We start from the raw sequence: 19,675 nt of genomic DNA on the forward strand, positions 1-19,675 counted from the left end.
AGGACCGGAGCAACATCATGATTTTCAACGTAAAGGATTTTGGCGCTGTCGGTGACGGTGTCACGGACGATACAGCCGCTATCCAGGCAACTATTGACGCAGCAGCCGCAGCTGGGGGCGGAACGGTATTTGTGCCAACCGGGACCTTTATCGTCTCGGCCGGGGAAGAACCTTCGGACGGCTGCTTGATGCTCAAAAGCAACGTGTACATGGAAGGCGCGGGTGCTGGCAAAACCACCGTGAAGGTAGCGGACGGTTCCGATACCAAGATCACCGGGGTAATCCGCTCGGCCTATGGCGAAGAAACCCACGACTTCGGCCTGAGCAACCTGACCATCGACGGCAACCGGGACAACACCACCGGCAAGATCGACGGTTGGTTCAATGGCTACATCCCTGGGAAGGACGGCCACGACAGCAACGTCACCCTCAGCGGCGTGGAAATCAAGGACTGCTCGGGCTACGGCTTCGATCCCCACGAGCAAACGATCAACATGCTGATCGAGAATTGCGTGTCCCACGGCAACGGCCTGGACGGCTTTGTCGCGGACTACATGATCGACACCAAATATGTGAACAACGTGGCGTACGACAATGACCGCCACGGGTTCAACATCGTCACCAGCACCAACGACTTCACCATGACCGGCAACGTGGCCTACGGCAACGGCGGCAACGGTATCGTGGTGCAGCGCGGCAGCGAGAACATTCCCTCCCCGTACGACGTCACCATCGAAGGCGGCAGCGTGTATGGCAACGGCGCCGAAGGCGTGTTGGTGAAACTGTCCAGCGACGTGACCGTGACCGGGGTGGATATCCACGACAACGGCGGCGCTGGCGTGCGGATCTATGGCAGCACCGGCGTGGTAGTCAGCAACAATACCCTGACCAACAACGCGCTGAACGCCCCTGTGCCGGAAGTGATTATCCAGAGCTACGACGACACCACCGGTGTGTCCGGCAAGTTCTTCCCTGGCAGCGACAACCAGATACTGGGCAATACCATCACCGGCGGCGCCAACTCTACCTATGGGGTGGCCGAGCGTAATGAAGACGGCACCGATCACAACACCATCGTGGGCAATGCAATCAGCCAGACCACCAAGGGCTCGACGCTGACCTATGGCGACGGTACCTATGTAGGCGCAACCCTGCCCACCCTGACCATTGAAGGCACCAGCGGGGCGGACACGCTGACCGGCACCGCCAGCAACGAGCTGTTCCTGGCGGGAGCCGGCAAGGACACTATCAACGCCGGCGCGGGCGACGACATTCTGGTCGGTGGCGCGGGGGCGGACAAACTCACCGGCGGGGCCGGTGCGGATACCTTCCGTTTCACGGCCCTGACCGATAGCTACCGTACCGCCAGTGCCACCTTCAGCGATCAGATCACTGATTTTGACGTAACCAAGGACACCATCGATGTAGCAGACCTGGGTTTCAAAGGCCTGGGCAACGGCTATAACGGCACGTTGTTGGTGCAATACAACAGCAGCACCAACCGCACCTACATCAAAAGCTACGACGCCGATGCCAATGGCAACCGCTTCGAGCTTTCTCTGGAAGGCAACCTGGCCACCACCCTCAAGGCCAGTAACTTCGTGTTCCAACGGGTAATCGAAGGCACCAGCGGCAGTGACTCACTTACCGGGACCAGCGGCGCCGATACCCTCAACGGCCTGGCGGGCGCGGACAGCATCAATGCCGGCGCCGGCAACGACCGCATCAATGGCGGCGCGGGCGCGGACACCCTTACTGGCGGTGCCGGGGCCGACACCTTCATCTACACCAGCCGGCTGGACAGCTACCGCAACTACAACACCGGTGGCGATACCGTGACCGACCTGGTCACGGACTTCGATGTCGCCAACGACAAGATCGACCTCTCGGCGCTGGGCTTCACGGGCCTGGGCGACGGCAAGAACGGCACGGTGTACCTCACGCTCAACAGCGCCGGTACCAAGACCTACATTAAATCCCTTGAGGCCGATGCGTCGGGCAACCGTTTCGAAATCGCCCTGAACGGCAATTACACTACCAGCCTCACCGCGGCCAACTTTGTATTTTCCACGGTGACCCCTGTGAACCATGCGCCAGTGGTCGCAACCCCCTTGGCTGACCAGAACGCCAGTGAGAACACGCCGTTCTCCTATGTAGTGCCGGCTACGAGTTTCAGCGATTCGGACAACGACAGCCTCACCTATACCGCCAAGCTGGCGGACGGCAGCGCCCTGCCCTCCTGGCTGACCTTCGACGCTGCCACGCGCACTTTCAGCGGTACGCCGGGCAGCACGGCCTCGGGCACCTTCAACGTGACTGTCACCGCCAGCGATGGCAAGGCTGGAACCGCCAGCGACACCTTTACCCTGGCGGTTAAAGACGTGCCTCAGGGCAACGGCGTGATCAACGGTACCTCCGGCAAGGACACCCTCACCGGAACCGCCGCCAATGAGCAGCTGTTCGGCCTGGGTGGCGCGGACACGCTCAATGGTGGCGCGGGCAACGACATACTGGTAGGCGGCGCGGGGGCGGACAAGCTTACTGGGGGCGCAGGCGCGGACGTGTTCCGCTTTACCTCCACCGTGGACAGCTACCGCACCGATACCACCAGTTCCACTGACCTGATCACCGACTTCGACGTTGCCGCCGACAAGATCGACGTCTCCACTCTCGGCTTCACCGGCCTGGGCAACGGCTACAGCGGCACCTTGAACATTTCGTACAACAGCAGCACCGACCGCACCTACATCAAGGACCGCGACGCCGATGTGAACGGCAACCGCTTCGAGCTGGCCTTGCAGGGCAACTACCTGAGCACGCTGAAGGCATCGAACTTCGTCTTCAGCTCCGAAACGATCCCGCTCAACAACGCGCCGGTCGTCAGCGACCCCCTGCTGGATAACAACGCTACCGAGAACACGCCGTTCACTTACACCATCGCTCAAAGCGCCTTCACCGACGCCGATGGCGATGCGCTCACCTTTACCGCCACGCTGCAGGACGGTACGCCCCTGCCCTCCTGGCTGACCTTCGACCCCGCCACCCGTACCTTCAACGGCACACCGGATGACGACGCTGCGGGTGTGTATAACTTCCTGGTCACCGCTACCGATACCAAAGGCGCCTCGGCCAGCGATGTTTTCGCGCTTACTGTCGCCGATGCCCCGCCCACTACCGTCACCGGTACCGATGCAGGTGAAACCCTCACCGGCACCAGCCACAGCGATCTCATCCTCGGCCTCGGGGGCGCCGACACACTCAACGGCGGCGGTGGCTCGGATGTGCTCGACGGCGGCGCTGGCCGTGACAACCTCACCGGTGGCGCCGGCTCGGACACCTTCCGCTACACCGCGCTGAGCGACAGCTACCGGGACTACGACACCGGTGGCATCACCGCCAGCGATACCATCACTGACTTTACTGTGGGCGTGGACAAGATCGACGTCAGCGCGCTCGGCATTCTGGGGCTGGGTAACGGCAGCAACCACACGCTGTATATCACCACCAGCGACGACGGCAGCAAAACCTACGTCAAATCCGCCGAAGCCGACAGTGACGGCAACCGCTTTGAAATTGCACTGCAGGGCAACTACGGCAGCACCTTGAGCGCCAGTGACTTTGTTTTCGCCGAGCGGGCCCAGCAAGACATTCTGTTCCTGCCCACCCTTGGCCAGTCCAACGCTCGCCTGATGCGCATGACCGAGGACGACGACCAGTCCGGTATCACCGAGATGGTGAAGGACCTGAGCAAGTACACCGATTACGACGTACGCAGCCAGTTCACCGACGCCGATGACAATGGCATCGACGTGGCGGTAGGCGGCAGCACCGTCAGTGGTTTGTCCACGGGCACCCCCGAGGAGCTACGGCTGTGCTGGTGGCTGACCGACACCAACCAGCCAGGCCCTGCGCTGCTGCGCGCCGTTGGCCTGCTGCAGGAACAACTGGCCTCGCTCAAGGCCATCGATAACGTGACCATGGGCATCATCTGGGGCCAGGGCGAAGAAGCCGCGCAGGAAATCGGCCGCGCCGCCGACCCTGTCGCCTACGCCGCAAAATATAAGGCCGACACCCTGAAAGTGTTCGACTACCTGCACGCGCAGCTGGGCGACTTCAAGGTGTACATCATGGAAACCGGCCACTACGACGCCGATGCCGCGCGCGTACGTGGCTACGACGAGGCCAAGATCGCCTCGATCCAGAACGGCGTGGTCGCCGTTCGCGCCGTACAGGAAGCCATCGCCGCCGAGCGCGCTGATGTGGACCTGGCTGCCGACTACAACGACCTGCCGCTGCGCCAGGAAGCCGACCCTGTCACCTATCCCGATGACGTGTGGCACTTGCACGAAGAGTCTGCCGAGATCGTGGGCCAGCGCCTGGCCGATTACATCGCCGGTGACCTGGGCTTCCAGGGCGACCCGACCGACAATCGTACCGCGCAGGATGTGTATGACGAAGTGGCCAGCCAGAAAGGCGGCTATATCCTGGGTACCGACCAGGACGACACCCTGGTAGGCAGCGCCTACAACGACACCCTGGACGGCGACCTTGGCGCTGACACCATGAGTGGCGGGGACGGCAAGGATGTGTACATCGTCGACAACGCGTTCGACGTGGTGATCGAAACCAACGCCGCAGCCACGCAAATCGACACCGTGAAGTCCTCGGTCAGCTGGACCCTTGGGGATAACGTGGAGTACCTGGTGCTTACCGGTTATTCCGCCATCGACGGTACCGGTAACGGCCTGCGCAACTTCCTGACCGGTAACGATGCCGCCAACGTACTGGACGGTGGTACCGGCGCCGACAGCATGACCGGTGGCAACGGCTCCGATACGTACTATGTGGATAACATCGACGACACCGTGGTGGAGAAAAACAGCGACAGCGACATCGGCGGCATCGACACGGTGTACAGCAGCCTGGCGACCTTTACGTTAGGCAGCAACGTGGAAAACCTGGTGATCAATACCGATGGCGCCGCCAATGCCGTGGGTAACAGCCTGGACAACACGCTGTTCGCGGGCAGTGGCAACAACCTGCTCGACGGCCGCACCGGTACGGACACCGCGTCCTACCTGTATGCCACTGCGGGGGTGACCATCGCCTTGAATACCTCGGCGCAGCAGGACACCCTCGGTTCGGGCCTCGATACCCTCAAGGCCATCGAGAATGTGACGGGCAGCCACTTCGCCGACACCTTGACCGGCAACAGTGCCGCGAACGTGATCGACGGAGGCGACGGCGACGACACATTGGTGGGCGGCGGCGGTGACGACACCCTGATCGGCGGCGCGGGCACCGACTCGCTTACCGGCGGCACGGGTGCAGACACCTACCTGTTCAAAGCCCTTGGCGACCTTGGGCTGGGCAGCCTGCGGGATGTGATTGCGGGGTTCAAGACCACCGAGGGGGACAAACTGGACTTGACCGGCATCGACGCCAACGCCTCCACCGAAGCCAAGGAAAGCTTCACCTTCATCGGTAGCCAGGCCTTCGACAGCACCAACGCCGCCGGCCAGCTTCGCTTCGAAAACGGCATCCTGTATGGCAGCGTGAACGCCGACGCCAGCGCCGAGTTCGAGATCTCATTGGTGGGTGTGAAGGAGCTGCACCAAAGCGATTTCGTGGCTTAACCGCCGCGTTTGAAAGATGTGTGGGACCGCCGGTCCCACAGCATTTCTGATCACCCCCCCGGCACGGCCACGCGCGCCGGGGCGAAATCTTCCTCGTAAAACTCCAACGCACTCCGCCCCTGCGCCTGGCGGCGCTGTTCGCGTTGGCGCAGCTCAACCCTGCGGATTTTTCCGGATATCGTCTTGGGCAGTTCGCTTACGAACTCGATTCGCCGCACCCGCTTGTAGGGCGCCAATTGCTCGCGGGCAAACGCGAAGATAGCTTCGGCGAGCCTGACGTCAGCCAGCTGATCGGCGGCGATGATCAGGTAGGCTTTGGGCACATTCAGGCGTAGCGGGTCCGGGCTGGGCACCACGGCCACTTCTACCACTGCAGGGTGCTCGATCAGCGCGCTTTCGAGCTCGAACGGGCTGATGCGGTAATCCGAGCACTTGAACACATCATCAGCACGGCCCACGAAGGTCACATAGCCGTCGCTGTCACGCTGCGCCGTATCGCCGGTGCGGTAGTAGCCATCGCGCATCGCTTCGGCGGTTTTCTCCGGTGCGTCGGCATACCCCAACATCAAGCCCAGCGGCGGAGGCTCCAGCGGCAGCGCCACTTCGCCCTCGGTAACCAGTTCGCCATCGGCATCGAGCAGGCTCAAGCGATAGCCCGGCAGCGGCCGGCCCATGGAACCGGGCTTTAATACCTGCCCCGGGGTATTGCCGATGATTGCCGTGGTTTCGGACTGCCCGAAGCCATCTCGCAACCACAGCCCCCAGGCGTTGTACACCTGCTCGAGAATTTCCGGGTTCAAAGGCTCGCCTGCACCTACGAGTTCGCGCAGGGATAACCCGGCTTGCACCGTGGCCAGGTCTTCCTGGATCAGCATGCGCCACACCGTGGGAGGCGCGCACAGGCTGGTGATCGGGTAAGCCTGCAATACCGCCAGCAAGCCTTTGGCACTGAACCGCTCCACGTTGTGGATAAACACACAGGCACCAGCGTTCCACGGTGCGAAGAAGCAACTCCAGGCATGCTTGGCCCAACCGGGCGAGGAAATGTTCAGGTGCAGGTCCCCTGGCTGCAAGCCGATCCAGTACATGGTGGACAGGTGGCCCACGGGGTAACTTTGATGGCTGTGTAAAACCATTTTCGGTTTGGAAGTGGTCCCGGAAGTGAAATACAGCAGCAAGGGGTCTGTCGCCTCGGTCGGGCCATCCGGCTCGAATGCCTTGCTTAATGCATAGGCCTGTTCGAACGTGTGCCAGCCTGGTGACGCGCTTCCTACTCCAATCCGGGTACAGTGTTCCCCAAGGCCATTGAACTTGGCCGTGTGCGCCTCGGCCGCGACAATATGGCGGATGCGCCCCCGGGTCAGCCGGTCTTCCAGATCCTCCCGGGCGAGCAAGGCGGTGGCAGGCACCACCACGGCGCCAAGTTTCGCCGCCGCCAGCATCACCTCCCACAGCGCCACCTCATTACCCAGCATCAGCAACACGCGGTCCCCACGCTTCACGCCCAGCGAGCGCAGGTAGTTGGCCACCTGATTCGAGCGCGCACGCAACTGAGCGAAGCTATAGGTGTGATCGTTGCCGTGTTCATCGACGATACGAAGCGCCGGGGCCGGGTTATTCAGGGCCATCTCATCGAAGTAATCCAGGGCCCAATTGAAGCGGCCCAATGCGGGCCACTGGAACTCGGCGATGGCGGCGTCGTAGTCGGTGCGATGGCGCAACAAGAGGTCCCGGGCCTGAATAAAGGCGGCGGCCGGCGCCAAGGCTGGCGAAAGCGATGCGGATGCGTGCATGGAAAAGGCCTGCTTATTGTTGTTGTGTGATCGAGGTTGGCCAGAGTATAGGTAGGCCGCGCTTCACCGGGCGCGGCAAAAAGGCCGGTTGGACATGTAAAAAACCTGCACTTCAAGGAGCGAGCCGTTGTTTGACCTTACAGGGATGGGCCTTACCAGTTACCTGGTTATTTTCATTACGCTCACCTGCGGCTACGTGATTTTCGGCATCGCCGGGTTTGGCACTGCCTTGATCGTAAGCCCGGTACTGGCGCTGTATGTGCCCGTTCCGAAAATCGTGCCGCTGCTGGCGTTGCTGGATTTCTGCGCGGCGGTGGTGAACGTGGGCCGCGACGGGCGCAAGGCGAACTGGCAGGAGCTGCGCAGGCTGCTGCCGTTGATGGTGATAGGTAGCCTGGTTGGGGCGGCGATCCTGCTGCACGCCCACCCTGCCATCCTGCTGTTGGCCCTGGGCGTGTTCGCGATCGGCTATGCGCTGTATTCACTGAGCGGCGTGAAGCCCCAGCATCAGTTCACACCACGGGCCGCGGTGCCCTTCGGGTTGGTAGGCGGCGTGTTCAGCGCGCTCTTTGGCAGCGGCGGGTTTGTGTACATCATCTATTTGAGCGGCCGCATTCAGGACAAGACCTCGGTGCGGCTCACCCAAACCACCTTGATCGGCTTCAGCACACTCACCCGCGTGGTGCTGTTCGCGCTGGCGGGCGTGTACCTGGACACCAGCCTGCTATGGCTGGCGCTGCTGTTGGCCCCGGGGATGATCGCAGGCATTACCCTGGGGCGCCGCATTACCCTGAACATGTCGCGGGAACAGTTCCTGAAGGTGATCAACCTGGTGGTGCTGGCATCGGGGGTGATGTTGGTGGGGCGGTATTTCATGGCTTAAGTGATGTGGCTCGGGTTCACCGTGTGAACGCGGGTCTACAATAAGGCAATGAAAATCTGCAGACGAAAAAAAGGCACCCTATTGGGTGCCTTTCTTTACATGGTGGGTCGTGTAGGATTCGAACCTACGACCAATTGGTTAAAAGCCAACTGCTCTACCAACTGAGCTAACGACCCAAAAATGGTCGGGGTGAGGGGATTCGAACTCCTGACATCCTGCTCCCAAAGCAGGCGCGCTACCGGACTGCGCTACACCCCGAAGTTGGCTCCGCGACCTGGACTCGAACCAGGGACCCAATGATTAACAGTCATTTGCTCTACCGACTGAGCTATCGCGGAACTACATACAACGGTACAACTGGGACTACGTTTGTTGCTTCCGAAGGGTTCGGCCTTCGTCTCAACTTGCGTCGCGTATCGCTACGTTCGCTTGTCTGAGGCGCGCCATTCTACACCTTCGTTTTACCCTGTCAACCCCTGTTTTAGCAGTAAGATGCTGATTTCCATCTTTTTTCTGCCACCGGTAAAACCGGCTTACCCAAGGACGTCTGGAGCGGGGCGCATGATATATAACATCGCCAGCGCGTGCAAGGGGTCTGCACGCACTGGCGTTATTTACCTTACGCGAACACGATTTCCTCGCCTTCCACCTTGGCGTGAATCGAGCTGCCAGGCAGGAAAGCCCCGCTCAGAATCAGCTGCGCCAGCGGGTTTTCGATCCAGCGTTGAATTGCTCGCTTCAGCGGCCGCGCCCCGTATACCGGGTCGTAGCCAATCGCGATCAGCTTATCCAAGGCTTCGTCGCTCAGCTCCAGCGCCAGGTCGCGCTCGGCCAGCCTGCTGCGCAAGCGCCCCAGCTGGATCTGCGTGATACCGGCGATCTGCTCGCGGCCCAGTGGTTCGAAGATCACCACTTCGTCCACACGGTTGATGAATTCCGGCCGGAAGTGCGAGCTGAGGGCATCCATCACCGCCGCCCGTTGCGCTTCGCGATCCCCTACCAGCTCCTGGATGCGCGCCGAGCCCAGGTTGGAGGTCATCACTACTACCGTGTTGCGGAAGTCCACAGTGCGCCCGTGGCTGTCTGTGAGCCGGCCATCCTCAAGCACCTGCAGCAGGATGTTGAACACATCAGGGTGCGCCTTCTCTACCTCGTCCAGCAGCACTACCGAGTAAGGTTTGCGCCGCACCGCCTCGGTCAGGTAGCCACCTTCTTCGTAACCCACATACCCTGGAGGCGCGCCAATCAGCCGGGCGACCGAATGCTTCTCCATGAACTCGGACATGTCGATCCGCACCATGGCTTCTTCGGTGTCGAACAGGAACTCGGCCAGCGCCTTGCACAGTTCCGTCTTGCCCACGCCGGTCGGGCCCAGGAACATGAACGAGCCACTGGGGCGGTTCGGGTCGGACAGCCCCGCGCGGGAGCGGCGCACGGCGTTGGAAACCGCAACCACGGCCTCGTTCTGGCCGATCACTCGCTTGTGCAGCAGGCTTTCCATCTTCAGCAGCTTGTCCCGCTCGCCTTCCAGCATCTTGGACACTGGAATGCCGGTCCACTTGGACACGACCTCGGCGATCTCCTCTTCGGTTACCTTGCTGCGCAGCAGCTGGTTCTCGGTCTTGCCGTGCTGGTCGACCATCTGCAGGCTGCGCTCCAGGTCCGGGATGATCCCGTACTGCAGTTCGGCCATACGGCTCAGGTCGCCACGGCGGCGCGCCGCTTCCAGCTCTTGCCGGGACTGTTCGATCTTCTGTTGGATTTGCGCAGAGCCCTGCACCTCGGCCTTTTCAGACAGCCACACTTCTTCAAGGTCGGCGTATTCGCGCTCCAGCCGGGCAATATCCTCGGTGAGTTTTTCGAGGCGCTTGCGAGCGGCCTCGTCTTCTTCCTTCTTCAACGCCTGGGATTCCACCTTCAGCTGAATCAGGCGGCGCTCCAGGCGGTCGAGCTGCTCGGGCTTGGAGTCGATCTCCATACGAATACGGCTGGCCGCTTCGTCGATGAGGTCGATGGCCTTGTCTGGCAGCTGGCGATCGGTGATATAGCGATGGCTGAGCTTGGCTGCGGCAATGATGGCGCCATCGGTGATCGCTACCTTATGGTGAACCTCGTAGCGCTCTTTGAGGCCGCGCAGGATGGCGATGGTGTCTTCCTCGCTTGGCTCGTCTACCAGCACCTTCTGGAAGCGCCGCTCGAGGGCTGCGTCTTTCTCGATGTATTGGCGGTATTCGTTGAGCGTGGTGGCGCCTACGCAGTGCAGCTCGCCACGGGCGAGTGCCGGCTTGAGCATATTGCCGGCGTCCATCGAGCCTTCGCCCTTGCCGGCGCCGACCATGGTGTGCAGCTCGTCAATGAACAGGATGACCTGCCCTTCCTGCTTGGACAGTTCATTGAGCACGGACTTGAGGCGCTCTTCGAACTCCCCGCGGAATTTGGCACCGGCGATCAGCGACCCCATGTCCAGCGACAGCAGGCGCTTGCCCTTGAGCCCGTCCGGCACTTCGCCATTGATGATGCGCTGGGCCAGGCCTTCGGCAATGGCGGTTTTACCTACGCCAGGCTCACCGATAAGCACGGGGTTGTTCTTGGTACGGCGCTGCAGCACTTGGATGGTGCGGCGGATTTCGTCGTCCCGGCCGATCACTGGGTCCAGCTTGCCTTCTTCGGCACGGCGCGTGAGGTCGACGGTGTATTTTTCCAGCGCCTTGCGCGATTCCTCAGCGTTGGGGTCATTTACCGCTTCGCCGCCGCGCAGGTTATTGATGGCGTTTTCCAGGGCTTTCTTGCTCACGCCCTGCCCGAGCAACACCTTGCCTACCTTGGTGTTCTCGTCCATCGCTGCGAGGAGCACCAGTTCGCTGGAAATGAACTGGTCACCTTTCTGCTGCGCCAGGCGATCGGCCTGGTTAAGCAGGCGCGCCATCTCCGGCGACATGTTTACATCGCCGGTGGGGTTCTGGATCTTCGGCAGCCGGTCCAGCTCCTTGGCGAGCTCTTTACGCAGGCCAGCCACATCGAAGCCTACCTGCATCAGCAGCGGTTTGATCGAGCCGCCCTGCTGGTCAATCAACGCCTGCAACAGGTGCGCAGGCTCGATGGCGGGATGGTCCAGGCCCACCGCCAAGGATTGGGAGTCGGACAGCGCCAACTGCAACTTACTGGTCAAACGGTCTATACGCATGGAAAGTCCTTCCTGATAAAGGCAGGCCGGAGCGATAACCAACTCCGCATAGATGACGAGACAACCTGCCCGAGATACCGGTTAGATAGGGGCGATTGTTCAAGATTCAAGCAGCAGGCGGCGAACACTGGCTGCAGGAGGGGGGCTTGCCACGGTGTGAGTACCGATGTGTGGCAAGCGCGGACTCTGTGGGAGTAGGCGAAAGCCTGCGAACTTTCCCGGCTACGCCTACGGCTCTGGACGCCCCCGGATGGCCGGCCCCCGGATGGTCGGCAGCAGTATCAGAGGGTCAGGCGGCGCCAGTTCCTTCGCCAGCCAACCACACCAACGAAGCAAACCGCCCTGTACGCGCCGCACGACGGTAAGAGAACCAACGCGGGTCGGTCACGGTACACAACCCGCCGCCATACACGGCTTGCACGCCCGCACTCGCCAGGCGCAGGCGGGCCAGGGCGTAGATATCGGCCATCAGCTTTCCAGGGTGCGCCCCCGGCACGAACGCGGCGGTGGCCTCTGCGTGTTGGGAGGTGAAGGCGTCGCGGACTTCTTCGCCCACTTCGAACGCACTGGGCCCGATGGCCGGGCCGAGCCATACGAGAATATCGCCGGGCGGCACGCCAAAACTGGCCACGGTTGCCTCCAATACGCCATTGGCCAGCCCGCGCCAGCCCGCGTGCGCGGCAGCGACCTGTGTACCCGCGCGGTTGGTGAACAGCGCGGGGAGGCAATCGGCGGTCATGGCGGTGCAGGCAATGCCAGGTGTGGCTGACCAACTGGCATCGGCCTCTGGCTGCCGGGCGGGGTCGGCCTCTACCACAACGGTGCTGTGCACCTGCCGCAGCCAGGCAGGACGAATACCGTACAGCCCGGCCAGCCGCCGGCGGTTTTCGGCTACGGCAGCAGGGTGGTCACCCACGTGGTCGCCCAGGTTCAGGCTATCGAACGGGGCCTGGCTAAACCCGCCAGCGCGAGTGGTGACGCAGGCCCGCACGTTGGCTGGCGCGGGCCAGTCCGGCAGAAGCAGGCTGCCGGAAAGGTCGGTCATCCGACGAAGGCCTCGCGGTCCTGCTTGAGCAGGGACGTGAGCCATACGAAGTCGTCAGGCAACGGCGACTCCCAACCCATGCGCTCACCGGTGGTCGGATGGTCCAGCTCGAGGAAGCGGGCATGCAGCGCCTGGCGCGGGAAGGTTTTCAACGCATCGACCAAACTGGCGCTGGCTGCTGGCGGGATGCGGAAGCGGCCGCCATAGGTCGGGTCGCCCACCAGCGGGAAGCCCACATGCGCCATGTGCACGCGGATTTGATGGGTACGGCCGGTTTCCAGCTTCACACGCACGTGGGTGTGCGAGCGATAGCGGTCCAGCACGCGGTAATGGCTGACGGCAGGCTTGCCGTTGTCCATCACACCCATGCGCTGGCGCTGGGTACCATGACGGCCGATAGGGGCATTGATTTTGCCGCCCGCGGTAACAACGCCCACCACCACGCATTCATAGATGCGGCTGACGCTGCGCTTTTGCAGCTGGGCGACCAGTTGCGTCTGCGCCTGTAGCGTTTTGGCGACCACCATCAGGCCGGTGGTGTCCTTGTCGAGCCGGTGCACGATACCCGCGCGCGGCACGTTGACGATGTCCGGCACGTGGTGCAACAGGGCATTGAGCAAGGTGCCATCGGCGTGGCCAGCGGCCGGGTGAACCACCAGGCCCGCAGGCTTGTTGATCACCAGGATCTGGTCGTCTTCATAGACGATGTCCAGTTCGATGTCCTGGGCGACCCATTCGCCTTGGGCTTCCTGCTCGGCTTCGAGGGCCAGCACAGCGCCGCCGTGGACTACGTCACGCGGGCGCAACACGGCGCCGTCAACGGTCAGGCGGCCTTCCTTGATCCAGGCGGACAGGCGTGAACGGGAAAATTCCGCGAACAGTTGCGCGGCAACCTGATCGAGGCGCTGGCCTCCCAGGTCGGGGGTGACTTCGGCGCTAAGCCGGATGATCTCAGACATGCTTGGCTACACAGGGAAACAGCGCGACCGCACAGCCTTTGGTTTCAGCTGCGCGCTTGTGGTTAAATACGGCGTCTTTCGCCCCGGAGGTTCGCGGGGCGCTCATCATAACAGGACGGCCGCGCCCAAGACAGCGGCCGTTAAGGGACGCAAGCCGCCATGCAAGTGAAACACCTGCTGCTGATCGCCATTGTCGGCCTTACCGCCGCCTGTTCGTCGAACAAGGAAGTGGTCGACGAGAACCTGAGCGAAGCCGAGCTGTACCAGCAGGCCCAGACCGACCTGGATAACCACAGTTATACCAGCGCAACGGCCAAGCTCAAGGCGCTCGAATCCCGCTATCCGTTCGGCCGCTACGCCGACCAGGCACAGCTGGAGCTCATCTACGCGAACTACAAGAACGCCGAGCCCGAGGCTGCCAAGTCCGCCGCCGAGCGTTTCATTCGCCTGCACCCCCAGCACCCGAACGTCGATTACGCCTACTACCTCAAGGGCCTTACGTCCTTTGACCAGGACCGCGGCATCGTGGCTCGCTTCCTGCCGCTGGACATGACCAAGCGTGACCCGGGCGCCGCTCGCGATTCGTACAACGAGTTCGCCCAGCTCACCAGCCGTTACCCGAGCAGCCGCTACTCGCCGGACGCCAAGCAGCGCATGATCTACCTGCGCAACCTGCTGGCAGCCTACGAAATTCACGTAGCCCATTACTACATCACTCGCCAGGCCTACGTGGCCGCCGCCAACCGTGGCCGGTACGTGGTGGAAAACTTCCAGGAAACCCCCGCCGTGGGTGATGGCCTGGCGGTAATGGTCGAAAGCTACCAGCACCTGCACCTGGACGACCTCGCCGATACCAGCCTGCAAACCCTGAAGTACAACTACCCGGACCACCCCAGCCTGCAGGACGGCCAGTTCACGCCGCTCAAGGAAGAGGCAGACAACCGTTCGTGGCTGTCCAAGGCAACCCTGGGCCTGATCGAGGGCGATAACACCCCGCCGCCGCCGAGCGAAAGCCGCGCCAACCAGGAGTTGGCCAAGCAGTACCAGGACGCGAAGGACAATATCCCGGCTGAACTGCGCCCTGCGGACGAAGGCGGTACCGCCGACGAGCCACCGGTCGAAAACGCCGAGCCCACGCCGCACCGTTCGTGGCTCAGCCGCCTGACCTTCGGTCTGTTCGACTGATCAGCGATGTAACGGTCGCTCCTGCAACGGGAGCGACCGCGCTGGCTCTCCCCCGCTTCCCTTGGCTACACTGCGCGCTCCTTCTTGCAGAAGCCCCGCCATCATGATTCGCCTGCTCTTCTGGATCGCCATCATCGCCGTCGCCGTGTGGGCATGGCGTACCTTCAAGGCGCCCAAGGCTCAACCACCACGCGCTTCGGGCAACACGTTGCCAATGGTGCGCTGCGCTCAATGCGGCGTGCACCTGCCCAGCGACCGAGCGCTGGCCAGTGGCACACACTGGTATTGCAGCCGCGCCCACCTGGAGCAAGGGCCCGCCCGGCGTGACCACTGAGGCCTCTGCCAGCGGCAGGGCCCAGGCGCGGCGGATGCTGCGGCTGTACCACCTGTATCGGCTGGTGATCGGCATCAGCCTGGTGCTGCTTATCTCGAGTGACATGGACAACCGCTTGCTGGAGCTGGCCGATGGCCAACTCTTTCGCATAGGCAGCTGGCTGTACCTGGTGTTCAACCTGCTGGTAGCACTCACCTTCGGCAACGCTCACCGCTCCGCCAAGGTGTTCAGCCTGTCCACGGCCGACGTGATTCTGCTGGCCGGGTTGTTCTATGCAGGCGGCGGCACCGCCAGTGGCATTGGCAACCTGATGATTGCCTCGGTGGCGATGAGTAACCTGTTGCTGCGCGGTCGCCTTGGGCTGCTGATCGCCGCCTTGGCCTCCATCGGTATAATCTACCTGACCTTCTACCTGAGCTTCACCCGCCCTTCGGCCGCCAACGATTACGTTCAGGCCGGCTCGCTGGGCGTGCTGTGCTTTGCCGTGGCGTTGATCGTGCAGGGTCTCAGCCACCTGCTGCGCACCAGCGAAACCCTGGCCGAGCAACGCGCCAGCGACGTGACCAACCTTGAAGAACTGAACGCGCTCATCCTGCAGCGCATGCGTACGGGCATTCTTGTGCTGGACGCCCAGCATCGGGTGCAACTGGCGAACCAAGGCGCGCTGGCGTTGTTTGGCAAGCCGGTGCTCAGCGGCCAGTTGATCAGCGTGCATGCCCCCGACCTGATCGAGCGGCTGCTGCAATGGCGGGTAAACCCTGCCTTGCGGGTGAAGAGCATCAAGCTTCAAGCCGACGGCCCGCCCGTGCAGGTGAGTTTTATCGCGTTGAGCCGCGGCGCGGGGCAGCAAACCTTGGTATTTCTGGAGGACTTGTCACAGATCGCCCAGCAGGCCCAGCAACTGAAACTCGCCGCGCTGGGTCGCCTTACCGCCGGTATCGCCCATGAGGTGCGCAACCCATTGGGCGCGATCAGCCACGCTGGCCAGCTGTTGCAGGAATCAGACGCACTGAACGACCCCGATCGTCGGCTGGTGCAGATCATCCTGGACCAGTCCAAGCGCATGAATCTGGTGATCGAAAACGTACTGCAGCTATCAAGGCGGCGCCCGGCCGAGCCCGAGATGCTTGACCTCTCCGCCTGGTTGAGCGCCTTCGTGACCGAATTCATGGCAACGGCGCCCAGCCATCATCGGCTGCATGCGCACATTTCCGAAGGCTTGATCGAAACCCGCATGGACCCGCACCACCTCACTCAGGTTGTCACCAACCTGGTTCAGAACGGCTTGCGCTACAGCGGCCTCAATCACACGCAGGCGCAGGTGTGGCTAAAGTTGGGAGTAGAGCGCGCCAGCGGTTTGCCGATACTGGATGTAGTGGATGACGGCCCGGGGATCGCCCCGGAAAAGCTCCAGCACATCTTCGAGCCGTTCTTCACCACCGAAACAAAAGGTACCGGCTTGGGTCTGTATATTTCTCGGGAGCTGTGCGAAGGCAACCGCGCTCACCTCGATTATCGGCCAGGCGCACAGGGCGGCAGTTGCATGCGTATTACCTTCGCTCACGCTCGAAGACAGGCCTGAACATGACGGCACGGCAAAAGATTCTAATCGTCGATGACGAACCGGACATCCGCGAACTGCTCGAGATCACACTCGGCCGCATGAAGCTGGACACGCGTGGCGCTCGAAACCTCAAAGAGGCCCGCGACTGGTTGAGCAAGGAAGCCTTCGACCTGTGCCTCACCGACATGCGCCTGCCCGACGGCACGGGGCTTGAGCTGGTTCAGTACATGCAACAGCGACACCCCAACCTGCCGGTGGCCATGATTACCGCCTATGGCAACGTGGACACCGCCATCAATGCGCTGAAGGCCGGCGCCTTCGACTTCCTCACCAAGCCCGTGGACCTGCCCCGCTTGCGAGAGCTGGTGGCAACCGCCCTGCGCCTGGTAAACCGTGCCACCGAAGCAGCTACGGCCGACGACCGGTTACTCGGCCAGTCACCTCCCATGCAGGCCCTGCGCAAGCAGATCGCGCGACTGGCCCGCAGCCAGGCCCCGGTGTATATCAGCGGGGAATCCGGCACCGGCAAAGAGCTGGTCGCCCGGCAGATCCACGACCAAGGCCCCCGCTGCGAGCGGCCCTTCGTACCAGTGAACTGCGGCGCGATCCCCACCGAATTGATGGAAAGCGAGTTCTTCGGCCACCGCAAGGGCAGCTTCAGTGGTGCCATGGAGGATAAGCCCGGGCTGTTTCAGGCAGCAGACGGCGGCACGCTGTTCCTCGATGAAGTGGCCGACCTCCCCTTGGCGATGCAGGTGAAGTTGCTACGGGCTATCCAGGAAAAAGCCATTCGCAGCGTAGGCGGGCAAAGCGAAGTGATCGTGGACGTGCGGGTACTGTGCGCCACCCATAAAGACCTCGCCCAGGAAGTACAGGCCGGGCGTTTCCGCCAGGACCTGTATTACCGGCTTAACGTGATCGAACTGCGGGTACCCCCTTTGCGCGAGCGGCGCGAAGACATCGACCTGATTGCCCAGTGCGTGCTCAAGCGCCTCGCCGCCAGCAGCGGCCTGCCCCCTGCCCGGCTAGCCACGGACGCCCAGGCCACGCTGCGTCAGTACCGCTTCCCTGGCAACGTGCGAGAGCTGGAAAACATGCTCGAACGTGCCTATACGCTGTGTGAGAACGACATCATCGAAGCGGCCGACCTGCGCCTGGAAGACCCCGCCCCCCTCCGTGAAAACGGCGAGCACAGCCTGGCCGAGGTGGACAACCTCGAGGATTACCTGGAGAACATCGAGCGCACGCTGATCCTTCAGGCCCTGGAAGAAACCCGCTGGAACCGCACTGCCGCCGCCCAGCGGTTGAACATGTCGTTTCGGTCGATGCGCTATAGGCTAAAAAAGCTAGGGCTCGAATAGGTGCGACCCCGTTCGCCAGCTTCGCTGGCTCCTCACCGGCCGACGAAACCGGCGCTATATGTAGGAGGCCTCCACCCTTGTGGGAAGCGGGCGCCCGCTCGCGAAAAAAAAGTCCATTCGCGAGCTGGCGCCCGCTTCCCACAAGGGTCCGCTGTCGCCGCCAGAACAGTGTTTTTCCATGAGAGTGAGCGAAGCTCGCGAACAGGGTAAGCTCATCGCGGCGCATAGGGCGCCGGGTCAACAATCGGCGCTCGGCCCAACATCAGGTCCGCCAGCAGCTGACAGGACGCCGGCGCCAGCACCAATCCATTCCGGTAATGCCCACAATTGAGCCACAGCCCAGGGTGGCTGGCGACCGGGCCAATAAACGGAATGCCTTCGGGTGATCCGGGCCGCAGCCCCGCCCAATGGCCAACCACTTCAGCACCCCGTAGCGCGGGCAGCAACTCCTCTGCCGAGGCTTTGAGGCTAGCCAGCGCCTGCTCCGTCGGCGTTTTGTCGAACCCGGCATGCTCCAGCGTACTGCCCACCAGAATGTGCCCATCCCGCCGAGGGATCGCATACCGCGTGCGGGCGAGCACCATGGCTGGCAGAAAATCTTCAGCGCATTTGAACAGGATCATCTGACCTTTTACCGGCTGAACGGGCAGCGCCAGCCCCAGCGTACCCAGAAGCTTTCCGCTCCAGGCGCCCGCCGTAAGCACCACCTGATCGCCGCGCAGCTCACCCTCATCGGTGAGCACACCGCCAATGCGCCCCTGATCCTCGATAAAGCCGGTAACAGGCACATGCTCCCGCAGCGTGACATTGGGCAATGCCTCCAGCGCCGCCCGCAGGGCCTTCACCAATCTGGGGTTACGCACATTGGCTACATCTGCCATATGGATGCCGCGGCTGAAACCTGGCCCGAGCACCGAGACCTTGCGGTAAACCTCCTCGATCGGTACTTGGCTCAGCGGCCGGGCCTGAGCCCGCGCCCAGTCGAGGGCTTGCGCTTCATCGTCGAGGTCCAGCCAGTACAAGCCGGTGACGTGAACTTCAGGGTCCACGCCGGTACGCCCGAACAAGTGATCGCCCAGCTGTGGATAAAAATCCTGAGACCAATGGGCCAGCGCGGTAACCGCCGGGCTGTAGCGCCACGGATACAACGGCGAGACTATCCCGCCCCCGGCCCAGGACGCTTCCTTTCCCGCCTGCTGACGGTCCAGCACGGTCACGCGCGCGCCTGCGCTGGCCAGGTTCAGGGCAGTGAGCAGGCCGATCACGCCGGCGCCTACGATCAGGATGTGTTCTTCGCTCATCAGGCTTGCGTTACCTTAGCGGCCCCAGCAGAAGGCGGTTGTAACGCCTGTCGTGGCGCCGGGATTGGTCCGTTGGCCAGTATTGGTAAGCTGGAAAGACCCGCAGACATCAGTCGCCATCATGGTGTTGTTGACGGGCGTTGCGGTAAGGGTAAACGTGGTTTTATCCCGGGCAACCGCAATGTTGTACCAAGCGTTTCCGGTAGGGTTCGCGGTGGTGATGCTGTCGGTGTTGCTGTATTGCCCAGCCTTGGAATAATGCCGTTCCAACGTCTGGGCAGATTCCGTCAGCAATTGGACGATTTCCGCCCGGTGCGTCTTTCGCACATATTTGGTGTAGCTCGGGTAAGCGATCGCCGCGAGGATGCCGATGATCGCAACGGCAATCATCAGCTCAATCAACGTAAAACCCTTCAATGAGCCTTTCATG

12 protein-coding genes and 3 tRNA genes are annotated in these 19,675 nt (G+C 62.3%); 6 read left to right on the top strand and 9 right to left on the bottom strand.

What is annotated here, in order from left to right; translation table 11 throughout:
• Positions 1-17: 17 nt before the first annotated feature.
• Complete coding sequence (locus tag G7016_RS14975) at positions 18-5,636, top strand: putative Ig domain-containing protein (RefSeq protein ID WP_181115642.1); 5,619 nt, start codon at positions 18-20, stop codon at positions 5,634-5,636.
• A gap of 50 nt (positions 5,637-5,686) precedes the next feature.
• On the opposite strand, the gene G7016_RS14980 is transcribed toward G7016_RS14975, so the two are convergent.
• Positions 5,687-7,429, bottom strand: coding sequence for an AMP-binding protein (locus G7016_RS14980; protein WP_181115644.1), 1,743 nt, complete (start codon positions 7,427-7,429; stop codon positions 5,687-5,689).
• A 127-nt stretch (positions 7,430-7,556) separates the two neighbouring features.
• On the opposite strand from G7016_RS14980, the gene G7016_RS14985 reads away from it, so the two are divergent.
• Entirely contained in the window at positions 7,557-8,312 is a 756-nt protein-coding gene (locus G7016_RS14985) for a sulfite exporter TauE/SafE family protein (RefSeq protein ID WP_258195199.1), read from the top strand.
• Between the two features lie 100 nt (positions 8,313-8,412).
• Here the strand turns inward: G7016_RS14985 and G7016_RS14990 are convergent.
• From G7016_RS14990 to rluD, 6 genes are all read right to left on the bottom strand, one after another.
• A tRNA-Lys gene (locus G7016_RS14990) sits at positions 8,413-8,488 on the bottom strand.
• Between the two features lie 5 nt (positions 8,489-8,493).
• Positions 8,494-8,570, bottom strand: a tRNA-Pro gene (locus G7016_RS14995).
• Between the two features lie 4 nt (positions 8,571-8,574).
• Positions 8,575-8,650: transfer RNA gene (locus tag G7016_RS15000), tRNA-Asn, on the bottom strand.
• Positions 8,651-8,931: 281 nt separating this feature from the next.
• Positions 8,932-11,496: an ATP-dependent chaperone ClpB gene (clpB, locus tag G7016_RS15005; RefSeq protein ID WP_181115646.1), complete on the bottom strand. Its 2,565-nt coding sequence runs from the start codon at positions 11,494-11,496 to the stop codon at positions 8,932-8,934.
• Positions 11,497-11,785: 289 nt separating this feature from the next.
• Complete coding sequence (pgeF, locus tag G7016_RS15010; protein WP_181115648.1) at positions 11,786-12,541, bottom strand: peptidoglycan editing factor PgeF; 756 nt, start codon at positions 12,539-12,541, stop codon at positions 11,786-11,788.
• The gene (gene rluD, locus G7016_RS15015) at positions 12,538-13,500 is read right to left on the bottom strand and encodes a 23S rRNA pseudouridine(1911/1915/1917) synthase RluD (RefSeq protein WP_181115650.1); all 963 of its coding nucleotides are present in this window, start codon (positions 13,498-13,500) and stop codon (positions 12,538-12,540) included. The genes pgeF and rluD overlap by 4 nt, the downstream gene beginning before the upstream one ends.
• A gap of 159 nt (positions 13,501-13,659) precedes the next feature.
• On the opposite strand from rluD, the gene G7016_RS15020 reads away from it, so the two are divergent.
• From G7016_RS15020 to G7016_RS15035, 4 genes are all read left to right on the top strand, one after another.
• Complete coding sequence (locus G7016_RS15020; RefSeq protein WP_181115652.1) at positions 13,660-14,685, top strand: outer membrane protein assembly factor BamD; 1,026 nt, start codon at positions 13,660-13,662, stop codon at positions 14,683-14,685.
• A 103-nt stretch (positions 14,686-14,788) separates the two neighbouring features.
• Positions 14,789-15,019: a PP0621 family protein gene (locus tag G7016_RS15025; protein ID WP_181115654.1), complete on the top strand. Its 231-nt coding sequence runs from the start codon at positions 14,789-14,791 to the stop codon at positions 15,017-15,019.
• Positions 15,009-16,601, top strand: coding sequence for a two-component system sensor histidine kinase NtrB (locus G7016_RS15030; RefSeq protein WP_375139696.1), 1,593 nt, complete (start codon positions 15,009-15,011; stop codon positions 16,599-16,601). The genes G7016_RS15025 and G7016_RS15030 overlap by 11 nt, the downstream gene beginning before the upstream one ends.
• A 2-nt stretch (positions 16,602-16,603) precedes the next feature.
• Positions 16,604-17,944 carry a sigma-54-dependent transcriptional regulator gene (locus G7016_RS15035; RefSeq protein WP_181115656.1) on the top strand — a complete coding sequence of 447 codons (1,341 nt, stop codon included), beginning with the start codon at positions 16,604-16,606 and terminating at the stop codon, positions 17,942-17,944.
• 212 nt (positions 17,945-18,156) lie between these two features.
• Here G7016_RS15035 and thiO read toward each other — a convergent pair whose 3' ends face one another.
• Together thiO and G7016_RS15045 are read right to left on the bottom strand one after the other, a co-directional pair.
• Positions 18,157-19,245 carry a glycine oxidase ThiO gene (gene thiO / locus G7016_RS15040; RefSeq protein WP_181115658.1) on the bottom strand — a complete coding sequence of 363 codons (1,089 nt, stop codon included), beginning with the start codon at positions 19,243-19,245 and terminating at the stop codon, positions 18,157-18,159.
• 15 nt (positions 19,246-19,260) lie between these two features.
• Complete coding sequence (locus G7016_RS15045; RefSeq protein WP_181115660.1) at positions 19,261-19,674, bottom strand: type IV pilin protein; 414 nt, start codon at positions 19,672-19,674, stop codon at positions 19,261-19,263.
• Between the last annotated feature and the right edge of the window lies 1 nt (position 19,675).

This window comes from Pseudomonas japonica, assembly GCF_013522925.1.
In the GTDB taxonomy this organism is placed as follows: Bacteria; Pseudomonadota; Gammaproteobacteria; order Pseudomonadales; family Pseudomonadaceae; genus Aquipseudomonas; species Aquipseudomonas japonica_A.